The sequence below is a fragment of the Nocardioides sp. P4_G10 genome (assembly GCF_056401175.1).
Window position 1 is genome coordinate 31,108 of the sequence record NZ_JBFUJV010000001.1, and the last position, 16,162, is coordinate 47,269.

15 protein-coding genes are annotated in these 16,162 nt (G+C 73.4%); 9 read left to right on the plus strand and 6 right to left on the minus strand.

Features of this window, described 5'->3' with window-relative positions:
* Positions 1 to 61: 61 nt before the first annotated feature.
* Positions 62 to 1,864, minus strand: a complete 1,803-nt coding sequence (locus AC1DP1_RS00160) for a serine/threonine-protein kinase (protein ID WP_477505115.1) — start codon at positions 1,862 to 1,864, stop codon at positions 62 to 64.
* A 90-nt stretch (positions 1,865 to 1,954) separates the two neighbouring features.
* On the opposite strand from AC1DP1_RS00160, the gene AC1DP1_RS00165 reads away from it, so the two are divergent.
* The 5 genes from AC1DP1_RS00165 to AC1DP1_RS00185 all read left to right on the plus strand — a co-directional run bounded on the left by AC1DP1_RS00165 (position 1,955) and on the right by AC1DP1_RS00185 (position 6,487).
* On the plus strand, positions 1,955 to 2,308 hold the full coding sequence (locus AC1DP1_RS00165; RefSeq protein ID WP_477505116.1) for a TraR/DksA family transcriptional regulator: 354 nt from the start codon (positions 1,955 to 1,957) through the stop codon (positions 2,306 to 2,308).
* A 5-nt stretch (positions 2,309 to 2,313) separates the two neighbouring features.
* Positions 2,314 to 2,805 carry a GyrI-like domain-containing protein gene (locus tag AC1DP1_RS00170; protein WP_477505117.1) on the plus strand — a complete coding sequence of 164 codons (492 nt, stop codon included), beginning with the start codon at positions 2,314 to 2,316 and terminating at the stop codon, positions 2,803 to 2,805.
* A 126-nt stretch (positions 2,806 to 2,931) separates the two neighbouring features.
* Positions 2,932 to 4,338, plus strand: a complete 1,407-nt coding sequence (locus AC1DP1_RS00175) for an HNH endonuclease signature motif containing protein (protein WP_477505118.1) — start codon at positions 2,932 to 2,934, stop codon at positions 4,336 to 4,338.
* 362 nt (positions 4,339 to 4,700) lie between these two features.
* Positions 4,701 to 5,846, plus strand: a complete 1,146-nt coding sequence (locus AC1DP1_RS00180) for a sensor histidine kinase (RefSeq protein ID WP_477505119.1) — start codon at positions 4,701 to 4,703, stop codon at positions 5,844 to 5,846.
* Positions 5,843 to 6,487, plus strand: a complete 645-nt coding sequence (locus AC1DP1_RS00185) for a response regulator (RefSeq protein WP_477505120.1) — start codon at positions 5,843 to 5,845, stop codon at positions 6,485 to 6,487. Before AC1DP1_RS00180 ends, AC1DP1_RS00185 begins: the two co-directional genes overlap by 4 nt.
* On the opposite strand, the gene AC1DP1_RS00190 is transcribed toward AC1DP1_RS00185, so the two are convergent.
* Genes AC1DP1_RS00190 through AC1DP1_RS00210 form a run of 5 tightly spaced genes read right to left on the minus strand, consistent with a single transcriptional unit; the run spans position 6,466 to position 11,431 of the window.
* A complete protein-coding gene (locus AC1DP1_RS00190) occupies positions 6,466 to 7,143 on the minus strand; it encodes a DUF2306 domain-containing protein (protein WP_477505121.1) in 678 nt (225 codons plus the stop codon). The two genes, AC1DP1_RS00185 and AC1DP1_RS00190, sit on opposite strands and share 22 nt — an antisense overlap.
* A 57-nt stretch (positions 7,144 to 7,200) precedes the next feature.
* On the minus strand, positions 7,201 to 9,081 hold the full coding sequence (nhaA, locus tag AC1DP1_RS00195) for a Na+/H+ antiporter NhaA (protein WP_477505122.1): 1,881 nt from the start codon (positions 9,079 to 9,081) through the stop codon (positions 7,201 to 7,203).
* Positions 9,078 to 10,157: a branched-chain amino acid aminotransferase gene (locus AC1DP1_RS00200; protein ID WP_477505123.1), complete on the minus strand. Its 1,080-nt coding sequence runs from the start codon at positions 10,155 to 10,157 to the stop codon at positions 9,078 to 9,080. Before AC1DP1_RS00200 ends, nhaA begins: the two co-directional genes overlap by 4 nt.
* Positions 10,158 to 10,191: 34 nt before the next feature.
* On the minus strand, positions 10,192 to 11,280 hold the full coding sequence (locus AC1DP1_RS00205) for a 3-isopropylmalate dehydrogenase (protein WP_477505124.1): 1,089 nt from the start codon (positions 11,278 to 11,280) through the stop codon (positions 10,192 to 10,194).
* A gap of 10 nt (positions 11,281 to 11,290) precedes the next feature.
* A complete protein-coding gene (locus AC1DP1_RS00210; protein ID WP_300045997.1) occupies positions 11,291 to 11,431 on the minus strand; it encodes a hypothetical protein in 141 nt (46 codons plus the stop codon).
* Positions 11,432 to 11,854: 423 nt separating this feature from the next.
* Here AC1DP1_RS00210 and AC1DP1_RS00215 point away from each other — a divergent pair, with 423 nt between their 5' ends.
* From AC1DP1_RS00215 to AC1DP1_RS00230, 4 genes are read left to right on the plus strand one after another with little or no spacing between them, the layout of a single operon-like run.
* Positions 11,855 to 12,421, plus strand: coding sequence for an O-methyltransferase (locus AC1DP1_RS00215; protein WP_300045998.1), 567 nt, complete (start codon positions 11,855 to 11,857; stop codon positions 12,419 to 12,421).
* A 19-nt stretch (positions 12,422 to 12,440) separates the two neighbouring features.
* Positions 12,441 to 13,940 (plus strand): gamma-glutamyltransferase, encoded by a 1,500-nt coding sequence (locus tag AC1DP1_RS00220; protein ID WP_477505125.1) that lies wholly within the window; start codon positions 12,441 to 12,443, stop codon positions 13,938 to 13,940.
* A gap of 5 nt (positions 13,941 to 13,945) precedes the next feature.
* The gene (locus tag AC1DP1_RS00225) at positions 13,946 to 14,623 is read left to right on the plus strand and encodes an ABC transporter ATP-binding protein (protein WP_477505126.1); all 678 of its coding nucleotides are present in this window, start codon (positions 13,946 to 13,948) and stop codon (positions 14,621 to 14,623) included.
* Positions 14,613 to 16,160 carry a DUF6297 family protein gene (locus tag AC1DP1_RS00230; protein ID WP_477505127.1) on the plus strand — a complete coding sequence of 516 codons (1,548 nt, stop codon included), beginning with the start codon at positions 14,613 to 14,615 and terminating at the stop codon, positions 16,158 to 16,160. Before AC1DP1_RS00225 ends, AC1DP1_RS00230 begins: the two co-directional genes overlap by 11 nt.
* The last annotated feature ends 2 nt before the right edge of the window (positions 16,161 to 16,162 follow it).

The following is a 16,162-nucleotide window of genomic DNA, read 5'->3' on the forward strand; positions in this document are numbered from 1 at the left end:
GCTGTCGGGTGCGTGGACCCGGTAGGTACCCCGCTCGGGCATGCCTGAACGGCGAGGCCCGTCACAACCAGCCGGGAAGCCGTACGTCGGAGAACGGGGCCGAGTCGTCGGGCGCCCAGCTGGTGCCCTGCGCGGACGCCGCCGCGCCGAGGCCGGACCCGGCAGCCGCGACGAGCAACGTGACGAGCAGCCACGGCACGCCGCGGCGGGCAAGCGGGTCGACGACGCGGTGGACGGGCGAGCGGAGCCGCTCGGAGCCCGGGCCCCACCAGGTCGACAGGGCGAACATCGCCCCGATCACGGCGAGCGACGTGGTCAGCGACAGCGAGCCCGCGAAGCAGAGCAGCGCGACGCCGCAGGCGATGCCAGCGCTCCACATGAACAGCAGCAGCGAGCCGCCGAGGCCGGCCACGGCGTGCCACGGGGCGGCGAGCAGCACCTGGATGCCGTCGTACCACTTGGCTCCGCGACGGTCGCGCCGGTTGCCCGCGGACGACGCCGCCAGCGAGCCGCTGCGCAGCAGCCAGACGACGACGACGAGGACGGCGATCGAGACATAGGGGGCGAACGTGATGGCGCCCGCGACGACGCCGCCCACGGCGAGCAGGGTGAGCGTGCGGCGCACCCGCTCGCCGGCCGGCACGTGCGGCCGGGCGGGCGGGCCGTAGTCGCCGACGTACTCGGTGGAGCCGTCCGGCAGCACGCGGGTCTGCCGGTGCGGCTGCGTGCCGGCGTCGCCCCACCCGACGGTCGCGTCGTGGTCGCGCCAGGCGTCGGTGCGGTCGTCGAGCTGGTCGTCGGTGGGGTCGTCGTCGTGCCAGGCGCGGTCGCCGTGTCGGTCGTCGGCGCCCGGTCGGTCCCAGTCGTGGGACCAGTGCACCGGCTCACCGACCGGCTGGGTGTACGCCGGCGCGACGGTCGGCGCGAACGGCTCCGCCGTGGCCGTGCCGACGCGGGTCGGCGCCTCGAGGTCCTGACGGATGCCGGCGACGTAGGGCAGCGTGACGGGGGCGGCCGCGCGCTCCTCGCGCTCCTCGCGCTCGTCGGGCTCGGGCGAGCCCAGGTCCTCGAGCCAGTCGCGGACCTCCTCGAGCGTGGGCCGGTCGGCGGGCTCCGGGGAGAGCGCCTCCTCGACCAGCTCGAGGACGTCGGGGTCCAGGCCGGCGAGGTCGTGCTCGCCGCGTCGCACGCGGTCCATGACCGCCACCGACGGCCCGCGGCCGAACGGCGCGCGACCGGTGCCGGCGTACGCCACCGTGGCCGCCCACGCGTGCACGTCGGAGGCGATCGTGGCGTCGTCGCCGTAGAGGATCTCGGGGGCGAGGTAGCCCGGCGTGCCGAGCAGCCAGCCGGTCATGGTGATGCGTGAGTCCTCGGCGACGCGGGCCAGGCCGAAGTCGATCAGGATGGGCGTGCGGCCCTCCATGATGACGTTGGACGGCTTGATGTCCCGGTGGAGCACGCCTACCGAGTGGACCGCCTCGAGCGCCTCGGCGAGGCAGTCGGCGAACCACAGCAGGTCGTCGCCCTCGAGCGCTCCCTCCTCCTGCACGTGGTCGTGGAGAGAGAGGCCGGGCACGTAGCGGGTGGCGACGAAGGGGATCTCTCCGAACGGGTCGGCGTCGACGATCTCGGCGATGCGACGGCTGCGGACGCGACTCAAGGAGCTGACCTCGCGCGCCAGCCGGCGCCGGGCCTCGTCGTCGCCGACGACGTGCGGGCGCAGGACCTTGATCGCCACCGGGCGCTCCCCCGGCTTCTGCCCGAGGTGCACCACGCCCATGCCACCCTCGCCGAGGCGGGCACGCAGGGCGTAGCCGCCAACGGTCAGCCCGGGCGGCGGCGCCTTCGGGGACGTCGTCACGGCACGAGGATACGGCTGGAGCCGGTCGTTCCCCCGATCCCGGACGACGCGCCGCGCGCCGCTGTCGGAGGCGTCGGCGACGATGGAGCGGTGGACGAGGTACGACGGCGCCTGACGCTCGAGCGCGAGCAGGCGCTCGCGCGGCTGGCCAGCCTGACCGGCGACCACGAGGCGATGGTGGCCGCCTCCCTCGACACCAACGCCGACGACGAGCACGACCCCGAGGGCACGACCATCGCCTTCGAGCGCTCCCAGATCGGGGCGCTCGTGCGCCAGGTGCAGCACCACGTCGCCGAGGTGGATGCGGCCCTCGACCGGGCCGGGGCCGGCACCTACGGCGTCTGCGAGGTCTGCGGCCGCGACATCGGCGCACCGCGCCTCGAGGCCCTCCCCGCTGCCCGCACGTGCATCAGGTGCGCGGGCCGCGCGCCCGGCCTACGGTGACGGACATGACAGACCTCACGCCCGCACAGCCCTTCGAGCTCGGCGCGCGCGTCACGCTCGACCCCGTCCCTCTCGCCGTCGTGCGCCACGAGGGCGTCTCCCTCGACGACCTGCGCGACCTCTTCGACGCCGCCTACCCCGCCATCGCTGGTCTCTTCGGCTCAGGCGAGCTCGTGCCGGCCGGCGCGGCGCTCGCGGTCTACCACGGCAATCCGCAGGAGTCGTTCGACATCGAGATCGGCTTCCCCGTCGTCCAGCCACCCGGCTCGGCGATCGCGGTCGGCGACCTCCAGGTGGTCGGTGCCGCGCTGCCTGCCGGACCGGCCCTCGCGGCGACGCACCTCGGGTCGTACGACGGGCTGGGCGAGGCCTGGGGCCGTCTCGCCCAGACCGCAGGCGCCACCCCGACGGGCGACTGGATCGAGGTCTACGTCTCCGACCCGAGCGACTCGTCGGCCGTTCTCCGCACCGACCTGCTGATGCCCGTCAGCAGCTGAGGCTCGTCCGCCATCCGCGCTGGTTGAGGAGGGAGGAAGTCCCGTCGCGAAACCGGTCGGGACAGGGTGGCCAGCAACCGTCCACAGCCATGGTCACTGTCGGTGGCCGCCGGTAGAATCGAACACATGATCGAGATGCTGGCGGGGCGCGGAGCAGGTGAGGTCGACGACCTCACCGCCCGCGACCTGCTCGCGCTCGCGCGGGACCGGAAGGCAGCCGAGGACCGCGCAGCAGCGGACCTCCTTGTCGTGGCGGCCCGGTGGGCCGACCTGCACCCGCCGGAGTCGATCCACTCGGCCGCTGCGTTCACCGTCCCGGGCTGCGAGCACGAGGAACCGATCGCGGGTGAGGGTGCGCCGCTGGTGGCGGAGTTCTGCCTCGCCGAGCTCGGCACCGTCCTCGGTGTCTCGACGACCGCGGCGAAGAAGCTCGTCGGCCACGCCCTCGAGCTGCGCCACCGACTCCCGCGGCTGTGGGCGCAGGTCCACACCGGACGCGTCCCCGCATGGCGGGCCCGTCTGGTCGCGGAGACCACCATCCACACCACTCCTTCGCTGACGCGGGAGGCTGCGGCGTTCGTGGATGCCCAGGTCGCCGCGGTCGCGGGTCGTGTCGGGCTGGCGCAGCTGGACCGGCTCGTCGCCGAGGCCATCAAGCGCTACGACCTCGCCGACGTCGACCCGGCCCAGGACCCGGAGGACGGCCACCTCCACGTCGACCCCCGCCACGTCACGATCCACGACGACGACGTGCACTTCGCCGGCACGATGCGGCTCGAGGCCGAGCTCGACATCGCCGACGCCCTCGACCTCGACCGGGCCCTGGCCCACGGCGCCGCGTCGCTGAAGGCACTCGGCTCCGATGCCTCGCTGGACGCCCGCCGCTCCGCTGCCCTCGGTGACCTCGCCCGCACCCAGACGGCGCTCGACCTCGCCGGGGCGGGCGCTGATCCCCAGCGCCTGCCCGCAGCACGTGAAGTCGTCCTGCACGCGCACTTCGACGCCACCCTCGACGACCTGGCCACGGTGTTCGGACCGACAGGTCGCGTGGAGGAGGGCCAGCGGCTGGTGCTGCTCGACCAGGTCAGGGACTGGTGCGCCGACTCGCGCACGAAGGTCACCGTCAAGCCGGTCATCGACCTCAACGCCCAGTTGTCGACACCCGCGTACGAGGTGCCGGACCGGATCCGGGAGCAGGTCATCCTCCGCGACCGCACCTGCGTGTTCCCCTGGTGCACCCGCCCGGCCCGGGGTTGCGACATCGACCACGTGATCCCGCACGAACGCGACGCCGAGGCGGCGGGGCGACCACAGCCGGGTCCGACGCAGAGCGACAACCTCGCCGCGCTGTGCCGTTTCCACCACCGGCTCAAGACCCACACCGCCTGGCGTTACCGGATGGTCGAGCCCGGCGTGTTCGAGTGGACGAGCCCTCACGGCCACCACTACCGACGCGACCGCCACGGCACCACCGCGGTCGACCAAGCCGAGCCACCCGACCCGCCTGACATCCCCCGGCCCCGTCGACCATGACCCCGCCCCACACCCACTGACGAGCGCCGCGCAGGGGGCGTGAAGCACGTCTGCGTGAAGCACGTCTGCGACTCGCCATCCGTCTCATCCGCTGTCTTGTCTCGTCTAGCGAGGCCGGCTTACGGCGATCGCGTCCGCACGGGTGCGGTCCGCATGGGATCAGGCGACCACGTCCGACGGAGGAACTCGTGGGGGCAGTGAAGTCCTACCCGAGCCGCGAGCTGTTGCGCCTGCGCCGCGAGTGGCTGCAGACCAAGCAGCGCTACCTCGTGCTCATGGCCGCCTTCTAGGTCGCTGTCGTGGCGACGCACTCGGTCATCCGGCCGATCCGATCGGCCGCCGCGGGGCACTAGCGTGCACCCGTGCTCGCGCAGATCCGCTCCGTCGCGCTGTCCGTCTGGCGCCTTCCCGCGCCGCCCGACGCGCGGCCCGCCGGACGCCTCGACCACGCGTTCGTGGGGGTAGTCGCCGTGCTCGCGGTGATCGAGGTCGCCGTGCTGCGACCGGACCTGCCGTTGCGCTGGCTGTCCCTGGCGGGCTTCCTGGTCTGGCTGCCGACGCTGCTCGTCCGACGGACCAGACCGATGCTCACCGTGACGGTCTTCGGGGCGGTGATCCTCGCCCTCCTGGTGGTCTCGAGGGTGACCGACGGCGCTCCACCGGGTGACCTCAACACCGCCATCGTGGCGCTCCTCATCCCCTACTCCCTGGCGCGCTGGGCCCGCGGCGAGGACGCCGTCATGGGCCTCCTCCTCTTCCTCCTCATCGCGGGCGGCTCGCTGGTCTCGCAGGACCTGCCCGCCGCGGACCGGATCGGCGGCACCGCGGTGATCGTGGCGGCGGTGGCGCTGGGTGCGACGGTCCGCGCCCGGTCGATGCTGCACACGCGGCAGCTCGACGACGTACGCCGTGGGGAGCGGGAGCGCCTCGCCCGCGACCTGCACGACACGGTCGCCCACCACCTGACGGCCATCGCGATCAGCGCGCAGGCGGGCCTCGCGGTCGCCGGGCGTGACCCGGCAGCCGCGACGGACGCGCTGCGCCGCATCGACGAGGAGGCGACGCGCACGTTGGCGGAGACCCGCAAGGTGCTGCGCCTGCTGCGCACCGACGAGGGGGCGCCCGACCGGCCGCTGGCGGACCTCCGCGGCCTGGCGAGCGGCGGGCCCGGGCCTGTGGTGACGGTCGCGGTCGACGATGACCTCGACGACCTGTCCCCGACCGTCGCGGCCGCGCTGCAGCGCATCGCGCAGGAGGCGGTCGCCAACTCCCGTCGGCACGCCCGCGACGTCACCTTCGTGCAGGTGCGGGTCACCCGCGACGTGGACGGCGTGCAGCTCGTCGTGACCGACGATGGGCGGGGCTCGACGGGCAGCGGGGACGGCTTCGGCATCGTCGGCATGACCGAACGGGCGGTGCTGCTCGGCGGTCGCCTCGAGGCCGGGTCGCTCGCTCCCCTCGTGGGCTGGCGGGTCACTGCGACACTGCCCCTCGAGGAGGCACGATGACACTGCGCGTGCTGGTCGCCGACGACCAGGAGATCGTCCGCACCGGGCTCGCCATGATCCTGGGCGCGCAGGACGGCATCGAGGTGGTCGCGACGGCCGTCGACGGGCAGGACGCCGTCGAGCAGGCGCGGGACCTGCGACCCGACGTGTGCCTCCTCGACATCCGCATGCCCCGGCTCAACGGCATCGAGGCGACCCGCGCGCTCGCCGGGCCCGACGTCGCGGACCCGATGGCGGTCGTCGTGGTGACCACGTTCGACCTCGACGAGTACGTCTACGGCGCGCTCCTGGCCGGCGCCAGGGGCTTCCTGCTCAAGGACTGCGGCCCCGAGCTGCTCACCCACGCCGTGCGCGCGGCCGCCGACGGCGGGTCGCTGATCGCGCCGACGGTCACCACCCGCCTGCTGAAGAGGTTCGCGGCCAGGGACACGCCGCCCCAGCCGACCTCACCGCTGACCGAGCGCGAGGAGCAGGTGCTGATCGCGGTGGCCCGCGGGCTGACCAACCACGAGGTCGCCGCCGAGCTCTACATCTCGCTCAGCACGGTGAAGACGCACCTCGGCTCCCTCATGGGCAAGCTCGGCGTCCGCAACCGGGTCGAGCTCGCGCTCTGGGCCTATCAGACCCGCCGGCTCGACTGACGCGCCTGCGATCGCCGGACCAGCCATTCCGCCACGGCGAGGTTCAGCACCCACGCGAACCCCATCCCGGCGGCCTTGAGGCCACCGCCGGGCTGGTCGACGACGAGCACCATCGGGCCGAGCACGAGCGCCTGCGTGCCGGCGCCCTGCGCGACGGCGTACGACCTCGCCATCCACCGCTGGTGCGTGCGCACGTCCCGGGCGCGGATCGCGGCGAGGCCCCGCACCAGCCCCACCGCCATCAGCGTGCCGAAGACCAGGCGGAGCCACATCAGGGCGGTGTTGTCGTAGGCCGGCAGGCGGCCGGACACCGCCATCACCAGCCCGCTCACCGCTGCCGCGAGGCCGGCCGGGACGAGCACGCGACCGCTCCACCGGTGCCAGCGCGGCCGGCGCCGGCGGAAGGAGGGCATGAACTGGAAGGCCCCCAGCACGCAGTACGTCGTCGCCCCGAGGATGTGCACCACGACGGGGACGGGGAGGTCGAAGAACCGCGCGTTCTCGGTGGTCCGACCCGACGACAGGTCGACCAGCCGCGCGGCGCCGGCGGCCACTGGCACGAAGGTGAGGGCCAGCAGGCTCGCGGGGATCCACCACTCGCGGCGGGGACGGGGCGGGGCGTCGGGTCGGCCAGCTCGGGAGACGGTCGTGCTCATGCCGACGAGCCTCGCGGCGCGGGGCGTACGACGCATCGGCCCGCAGGCCGCAGCGGGTCAGCCGATCGGCCGAGGCGCCGCCTGCGACGACTCGAGTGCCTTGATCAGGGTCAGGGCGTCGTGGGGACCGATGTGGCGGGTCTCGCCGATGAAGAAGGTCGGGGTGCCCCGCACCCCGCTCTCCTCGGCCGACGCCACGTCGTGGGCGACGTGGCGCGCCAGGTCGTCGTCGTCGAGGTCGCGGACGAACTCCTCCACGTCGAGGTGTAGCCCGGCGGCGTAGCCGACGAGGTCCTCCAGCTCGAGCTCGTCCTGGTGGGCGAAGAGCACGTCGTGCATGTCCCAGTAGCGACCCTGCCGTGCCGCCGCCTCGGCACCCAGCGCGGCCAGCTCGGCGTGCGGGTGGACCGGCAGGGGCAGGTGGCGGGTGACGTAGCGAAGACGGTCGCCGAAGTGCGCGCGCAGCTCCTTGCCGACCCCGCTCACGCGGGCGCAGAAGGGACACTCGAAGTCGAGGTACTCGACCAGCGTCAGCGGCGCGTCGACCGGTCCGGTGATGTGGTCTCGCGCCGGGTCGACCGGTCGGCTGAGGTGCGTCGGGAGGGCCGCGTCACGCTGGCCGAGGAAGCGGGCGGCGAAGCGGAAGGCGAGCCAGCCGGCGAGGCTCGCGAGTGCGGCGGCCACCAGGACGCCCACGCGCGCCTGGTCCTGCAGCCGCGACGACTCGAAGGCGAGGCTGATGATGAGCAACGACACCGTGAAGCCGATGCCGGAGAGCGCACCGCCGGCCAGAGTGTGGCCCAGGCCGACGCCCTGCGGCAGCCGCCCCCAGCCGAGGCGCACGCTCGCCCACGCGCCGGCGAAGATGCCGAGCGCCTTGCCGACCACGAGGCCGAGCACGATGCCCCACATCAGCCGCGACCCGAACGCGTCACCGAGCACGCCGTCGCGCAGGTCCACGCCGGCGTTGGCCAGCGCGAAGACGGGTACGACGACGTGGCTGGTCGGTGAGTGCAGCGCCTCCTGCAGGCGCTCGTTGACGGAGATGGCCCGGGTCAGCGACCGGCGCGCAGCCCGCTGCACGCCCGGCATCGGCGACTGCCGGAACGCGCGGAAGCTGCGGGCCGCGTCCTCGACGTCGGACCGGCGCGGGTCGAGGGCCGGGACCAGCAGGCCGCTCAGCATGCCGGCGATCGAGGCGTGCACGCCGGACTCCAGCGTGGCGAACCACAGCACCAGCACGACCAGCACGTAGGGCGCCGCCTGCCAGACGCCCGCCCGGTCGAGACCGACCAGCACGAGCAGGCAGAGGGCGGCGACGGCCAGGGCCCCGAGGGACAGCTCGTCGGAGTAGACGACGCCGATCACGCTGACGGCGACGATGTCGTCGATGACGGTGAGCGTCAGCAGGAAGATCCGCAGCTGGGTGGAGACCGCCGGTCCGACCAGCGCCATCACGCCGAGCAGGAACGCCGTGTCGGTGCCGATGACCGCGCCCCACCCGGCCGCCGCCTCGCCGGACGGGTTGAGCGCCAGGAAGATCGCCGCCGGCACGAGCATGCCCATGACGCCAGCGACCAGCGGCACCACCACGCGGCTGCGGTCGACGAGCTCGCCGATGGCGAACTCCTTGCGGACCTCGAGGCCGATGACGAAGAAGAACACGACCATCAGGCCGTCGTTGATCCAGTGGTGCAGGTCCATCGTCAGGCCGCCGTCACCGAACCTGATCGACAGCTCGGTGTGCCACAGGTCGACGTAGGACTGCGACCACGGCGAGTTGGCCCACACCAGCGCGATCAGCGCCGCCATGACGAGCATGCCGGCGGAGCCGGACTCGGTGCGGATGAAGTCGCGCAGCGAGCGCGAGCTCTGCGCCTCGAACGCCGCGGACCCCCGGCAGGAGGACTGGTCCGGGTCAGCCTGGTCCGTGCTCACACGACGCGGTGCATCCAGCCGAAGGTGTCCTCCGCGCGGCCGAACTGCATGCCGACGAGCGCCTCACGGATCTGCATGGTCAGCTCGGTGCTGGACGGTGCGGGCGTGACGCCCTGGGGCGAGCGGAGCTCGCCGACCGGGGTGACGACCGCGGCGGTGCCGCACGCGAAGACCTCGGTGATCTCACCGGAGGCGACGCCGTCGCGCCACTCGTCGATGGAGACCTTGCGCTCCTCGACGGCGTGGCCGAGCTTGCCGGCGAGCTCGATGATCGAGGCGCGGGTGATGCCCTCGAGGATGGTGCCGGTCTCGGGGGTGACGACGCGACCGTCGGCGTGGACGAAGAAGAGGTTCATCCCGCCGAGCTCCTCGATGTAGCGGAACTCCTGGTCGTCGAGGAACACGACCTGGTCGCAGCCCTTCTCGATCGCCTCGCGCTGGGCGGCGAGGGACGCGGCGTAGTTGCCGCCGGTCTTGGCCGCGCCCATGCCGCCGCGACCGGCGCGGGTGAAGGTCTCCGACAGCCAGAGGTTGACCGGCTTGATGCCGCCCTTGAAGTAGGCGCCGGCCGGCGACGCGATCACCATGAAGGTGACGTGCTGGGACGGCCGGACGCCGAGGAACGTCTCGGAGGCGAACATGAACGGGCGCAGGTAGAGCGACTTCTCGCCGCCGCCGGAGTTGTCCGGCACCCACCGCTGGTCGACCTCGACCAGCGCGTCGACGTAGGCGACGAAGTCCTCGACCGGCAGCTCCGGGAAGGCCAACCGTTGCGACGAGCGCACCATGCGGGCGGCGTTCTGCTCGGGCCGGAACGTCCACACCGACCCGTCGTCGTGCCGGTAGGCCTTCATCCCCTCGAAGGTCTCCTGCGCGTAGTGCAGCACCGCCGTCGCCGGGTCGAGCGTCAACGGTCCGTAGGGCTGGATCCGGGCGTCGTGCCACCCCGCGTCGGGCGTCCACTCGACCAGCAGCATGTGGTCGGTGAAGTGCTGCCCGAACCCGGGGTTCGCGTGGATCTCCTCGAGCCGGGCGAGGTCGACGGGCGAGGGGTTGGCGGTGGTGCTGATCTGCATGGGGTCAACCTATTCCAGAGGCCCGGAGGGGCGCTCAGAGACGGCCGGCGATGGCGTCCCCGACGTCGCTCGTACGACGACTCGTGCCGGGGTCGCGCTCGGTGAGGTCGGCCAGGACGGCCGCCTCGATCGCGGCGGCCGCCTCGGCGTGGCCGAGGTGGTCGAGCAGGAGCGCGCCGGAGAGGATCGCGGCGGTCGGGTCGGCCTTCTGCTGCCCGGCGATGTCGGGGGCGGAGCCGTGGACGGGCTCGAACATGGACGGGGCCGTCCGGTCGGGGTTGACGTTCCCGGAGGCGGCCAGCCCGATGCCACCGGTGATGGCGGCGGCGAGGTCGGTGATGATGTCGCCGAAGAGGTTGTCGGTGACGATCACGTCGAATCGGGCGGGGTCGGTGGCCATGAAGATCATGGCCGCGTCGATGTGGATGTAGTCGGTCGTGACGTCGGGGAACTCCGACGCCACCTGCTCGAACAGGCGCCACCAGAGGGAGCCCGCGTTGACCAGGACGTTGGTCTTGTGGACCAGCGTGAGCTTCTTCCGCGGCCGCTTCTGCGCCCGGGCGAAGGCGTCGCGGACCACGCGCTCGACGCCGTACGCGGTGTTGACCGAGACCTCGGTCGCGATCTCGGCCGGGGTGCCGACCCGGAGCGCGCCGCCGTTGCCCGTGTAGGGGCCCTCGGTGCCCTCGCGCACCACCACGAAGTCGACCTCGCCCTTGTCCAGGACGTGCCCGGCGAGCGGCGAGACCGAGCCCGGGAAGAGGCGCGACGGGCGCAGGTTGACGTAGTGGTCGAGCTCGAAGCGCAGCTTGAGGAGCAGCCCTCGCTCGAGGATGCCGGGAGGCAGGTTCGGGTCGTTGGGCTTGCCGCCGACGGCTCCGAGCAGGATCGCGTCGTGCTCGCGGATCTCCGCGAGCACCGAGTCGGGCAGCACCTCGCCGGTCGCGAGGTAGCGCTCGGCGCCGAGGTCGTAGCGCGTCGACTCGAACTTCACCGGCGAGGCGACCTCGAGGACCTTGAGGGCCTCGGCGGTCACCTCGGGGCCGATGCCGTCGCCGGGGATGGCGGCGAGGGTGGGGCTCCCGGTGTCGCGGGCGGCGGCGGTCTGGTCGGTGTCAGGCATGCGGCGAACGTTAGTTGTCGTCCGGACGCTGACCGCCGCCGTCTCGCAGGTCAAGCGCGGTCTGGACGGCGACCGTCGTGTTCTCCGCGCTGCGCGGGTTCTCCGGGTCGTGGGCCGCGGGGCCCCAGGTGTCGGGATACATCTGGTACATCGATCTCACTCCTACGTACGTGACGGTGGGTGAGCCCGAAGCCGCCGACACCGCGGCGGGTAGGGAAGCAGGACGGCGGGGATCGCCCGGGCCCGGCTGCCGGCCGACGAGCGTGCGGGTCGCGCAGGACTGCGGAGGACCCGCCGCGAAGGCGGTGGCTTCGAGCTCTGCCGAGCAGACGCTCGGCGAGAGGGGCGAAAGGCCGGGTGGCGGAACCTCGTCAACGCCGAACACCGCGACGAGGTGGCCCTTCTGTCAGGCCTCGCCGCGGCAGTCGATAAGTACGAAGACGCTCCGCATGGTGGGACGACTGTACGACTGCCGGACGGGCCGCCGCACGCGGTTTCGCCGAACGTGTCAGATCGTGAGATGTCGGCCCGTCCAGTGGGATCGCGCGCGAGGAGTGACAGACTCGGCGACCTCATGTCTGCTCCTCCGGAACTCCCCGAGATCGTCCAGCGCGCGTTCGACGTCTGCCGCCAGGCCGGCTACGTCGCGTTCTGCCGCAACGAGACCGGTCGCCTCCTCGCCACCCTCGCCGCGACCAGGGGCGGCACGATGGCCGAGTTCGGCACCGGCTGCGGGGTCGGCACCGCCTGGCTGCGCAGCGGCGTGCGCAACGGGGCGCGGATCCTCACCGCCGAGCTCGACGAGTCGCTGGCCGGTGCCGCGTCCAAGATCTTCGACGACGACGCCAAGGTCGAGGTGCTCGCCGCCGACTGGAGCGTGCTGCGCGAGCACGGCCCCTTCTCCCTGCTGTTCCTCGACTCCGGCACCCCGTCCGAGGTGGGCGTCGACGCCGTCATCGACCTCGTCGAGCCCGGCGGCATCGTGGTGCTCGACGACTTCGCGCCGTGCGAGTCGTGGCCGCCGATCACCTACGGGCGCGTCGACACGCTGCGCGAGCAGTGGCTCACCGACGAGCGGTTCACCGCGGTCGAGGTGATGGTGGCCGCCGACGCGTCCGCCGTCATCGCCACCCGGCGCTGAGCACTGCGACCGGTCCCCCGTGAGACCCCTCGCCGTCGCGGCCCCGAGCCACGAGGCCGCGGACGCCGCCGCGGCGATCGCCCGTGCGGGAGGCTCCGCCGTGGACGCCGCGATCGCGGCTGCCCTGGTGGCGATGGTCACCGAGGTCGGGCTCGTCTCGCTCAGCTCCGGCGGCTTCGTCACCGTGCAACCCGCCACCGGGTCGGCGTACACCGTGGACGGGTGGATGGACCGGCCCGGCGTCGGGCGTGCCCCGGGCGCGCCCACACCGGAGACGTGGGACGTCTCGACGGAGTACGGCGGCGGGGTCGAGGTCACGATCGGTGCGGGGTCGGTGGCGACGCACGGCTCCCTCGCCGCCTTCGGCGAGGCCCACGCGCGCGACGGGCACCTCCCGTGGGCCGAGCTCGTCGCACCGGCCGTCGACGTCGCGCGGGACGGCTTCGCCCTGGGCTCGGCGTCGCGCTACTACCTGCGCCACGTGCACAAGTCGATCTTCGGGTGGGAGCCGGCGAGCCACGCGGCGCTGCACGACGCGGCGGGTCGGCTCACCGAGGACCGGGTCGTGGTGACCGACCTCGCGGCGACGTTGGAGCAGATCGCCACCGACGGCCCGCGAGCCCTCCACGAGGGCGACCTCGCCGACGCGATCGCAGCCGACGTCTGCGCCCGCGGCGGCCTGCTCGGGCGCGCCGACCTGGCGGCGTACGCTCCCGTCGTCCGCGAGCCCCTGACCACCCGCGTCGCCGGCTGGAGCCTGGCGACGACGACGCCCCCGTCGGTGGGCGGCGTGGTCCTCGCAGCCATGCTGCGGCTCCTGGAGGATCGACCGCGGGGAGCGTGGGACGCCGACGACGTCGAGCACCTGGTCCGGGTGCAGCGCGCGGTCCTCGGCCACCGGCGCGAGGTCCTGGAGGTCGCCGCCGACCTCCCGGCCGCGTCGCGCGCCTGGCTCGACCGGGTCGACGCCGACCACCGGGCGGTCCTCGAGTCGGGCTCGACGGCGCACGTGTCGGTCACCGACGCCGACGGCGCCGCGTGCTCGCTCACGGTGTCGTCGGGCTACGGCGCCGGCATGATCGCCGCCGGCACCGGCATCTGGCTCAACAACTGCCTCGGGGAGCAGGAGCTCAACCCTCCCGGCCGCGACGTGGCACCGGGCTCGCGCCTGCTTTCCAACATGGCGCCGGTCGTCGGGCGCCACGACGACGGGTCGACCCTGGCGATCGGCTCGCCGGGTGCCGACCGCATCACGACGGCGGTCGTCTGCGCCCTGGCCGGCTTCGTCAACGGCGGCCTCGACCTCGAGGACGCCGTGGCCCACCCCCGGGTGCACGTCCACCGCGCGGGCCTGCCGGACGAGGACGTGCGCCGCGAAGAGGGCCTGACGATGTACTTCGGGGGCGTCGGCGCTGCTCTCACCCGGGGCGACGGGACCCTCGAAGCGGTCGCCGACCCGCGACGCGAGGGCGTCGCGAGGGTGCTCGACGCGCCGGGTCGTAGTCGGCTGCTTGGATGACTGGCATGGCCAGGAAGAAGGCAGCCGCCACGAAGCCGGCGCTGCTCACGGTCCGCGGCATCATCCGGACCTTCGGCGAGCGCACCATCCTCAGCGGGGTCGACCTCGACGTGCGCGCCGGCGAGGCGGTCGGCGTCGTGGGGCCCAACGGCAGCGGCAAGTCGACGCTCCTGCGCTGCATCGTCGGCGCGGACGAGGCCGATGCGGGCGAGTCGACGCTGGCGGGCAACGTCCTCGACGAGCGCCGCCCCGAGATCCGTGCCGACCTGGCAATCGTGATGGACGACATCGACTTCTTCCCCGATCTCTCCGTGGTCGAGCACCTCGACCTCGTCGCGCGGGCGCACTCGCAGGCGGATGCCGAGGAGGTCGTCAACGTCGTGCTCGACGAGGTCGGCCTGATGGAGGTGTCCGGGCAGCTGCCCTCGACGCTCTCCTCCGGCCAGCGACGACGGCTCGCGCTGGCCAGCGCGTTCGTCCGCCCGCGCAAGCTGCTCGTGCTCGACGAGCCCGAGGCCCGGCTCGACGTCGAAGGCGTGACCTGGCTGGGCGACAAGCTGGTCGCGGAGAAGAAGGCCGGTCGCGCGGTGCTGCTCGTGAGCCACGACCCCCGGCTCGTCGAGCGCGTGTGCGACCGCGTCGTACGCCTCGGGCCCGCTCCGGAGCCGGCCGATGTCGACTGACGTCGCCCCCGAGCGCACCGAGGTCCCGTCGGCACGGGAGGTGCGGCAGGAGATCCGGGACTGGCGTCGCGGTCGCGCCGAGCTCAGGTGGGGCGAGGCGCTCTCGAACGCCTACGTCGGGCTCTTCTGCACCGTGATGGTCGGCGCTATGGCGGGCAACGTCGTGCTCAACCTCCGGCGCCTGGCCGACGAGACCTGCACCGCGAGCTGCGGCGAGGTGCGCGCGGCCGCGCCCTGGCTGGTTGCGCTCGCGGTGACGCTGCTCGCGCTCGGCCTGGCCCGCCTGCTCGGACCCGTCTTCAGCCCGCCCGCCGCGAACAGCTGGGTGCTGAGCTCCCCCGTCGACCGCGGTGCTCTGCTGCGGCCCGGATGGGTGCGGACCACCGTCCTCACCGCCGTCGGGGCCGCCCTCCTGCTGGTCGCCCCGGCGGTCCTCGGCGGCTTCGCGTGGCACGAGGCGGTCGTCTACGTCGTCGCCGGCAGCGCGACCGCGCTGGCGTGCGTGGGGGTGGCCGCGCTGTCACAGGTGCACGAGCACCCGGCCTCCCGCTGGCTCACCTGGCTGGTCACCTTGGCGCTGTGGGCCGCGCTGGGGCTCTCCGCGACCCAGGAGCTCGGGAGGCTGCCGGACGTGCCGTCGGGTGCGGTCCTGGCGGTCGCGGTCGCGATGGCGGTCGTGGCCGTCCTGCTCGCGTGGCGCTCGGCCCTCGCGGTCGGCACGGTTTCGCGACGCGTCCTCGGCCAGACCGAGCACCTCTCCCCCAGCCTGTCGGGCGCGCTGTCGTCGGTCGACCTCGGCCTGATGTACGACGTCCTGCTCGCGCGCCGCTGGGGGCGTGGCGCGCACGTGCGCAGCCACACCGGCGGTCCCCTCGGCTGGAGCGCCCTGGTCCACCGCGACGTCCGCCGCGCGATCCGCGCCCCGCAGCCCTATGTCCTTCTGGCCGGCCTGGTGCTGGTGCCCTACGCCGCCGCGGAGGCCGACGCCGGCCGCGCGGTCGTGCTGGCGACGACGCTCGCCGGACTGCTCGGTGGTCCTGCGCTCTGCTCCGGGCTGCGGGTCGTCGTGAGGACCGAGGGGCTGGCGCGGATGATGCCCTTCCGTCGGCAGACCCTGCTGCTCGCCCACGTCGTCGTGCCGGGCGGCGCGCTCATGCTCTTCGCGCTGGCGACGACACCGACGCTCGTGCGGGAGGTCCAGGGCGGAGGAGCGGTCAACCTGGCGATCGCGTGCGGCCTCTCCTCCGTCGCGGCGACCGTGCGGTGGATCACCGGCAAGCCGCCGAACTACGCGGCGCCGATGGTGAGCACCCCCGCCGGCGGCGCACCCACCGGCGTCATCTTCAGCGTGGCCCGCGGCTTCGACGTGTGGGCCATCACTGCCCTGCCGCTGATGTTCGGCCAGGGCGGCATGCTCTTCTCGTCGGTCATCAGCATCGGCGTGATCGCGTTCCTGACCTCCGACGGGATCCAGCCGCCGCCTCAGCAGCCCGCCCAGAAGCAGGGCGGGAAGCCGGGCCAGAAGCAGGAGCGCTGACG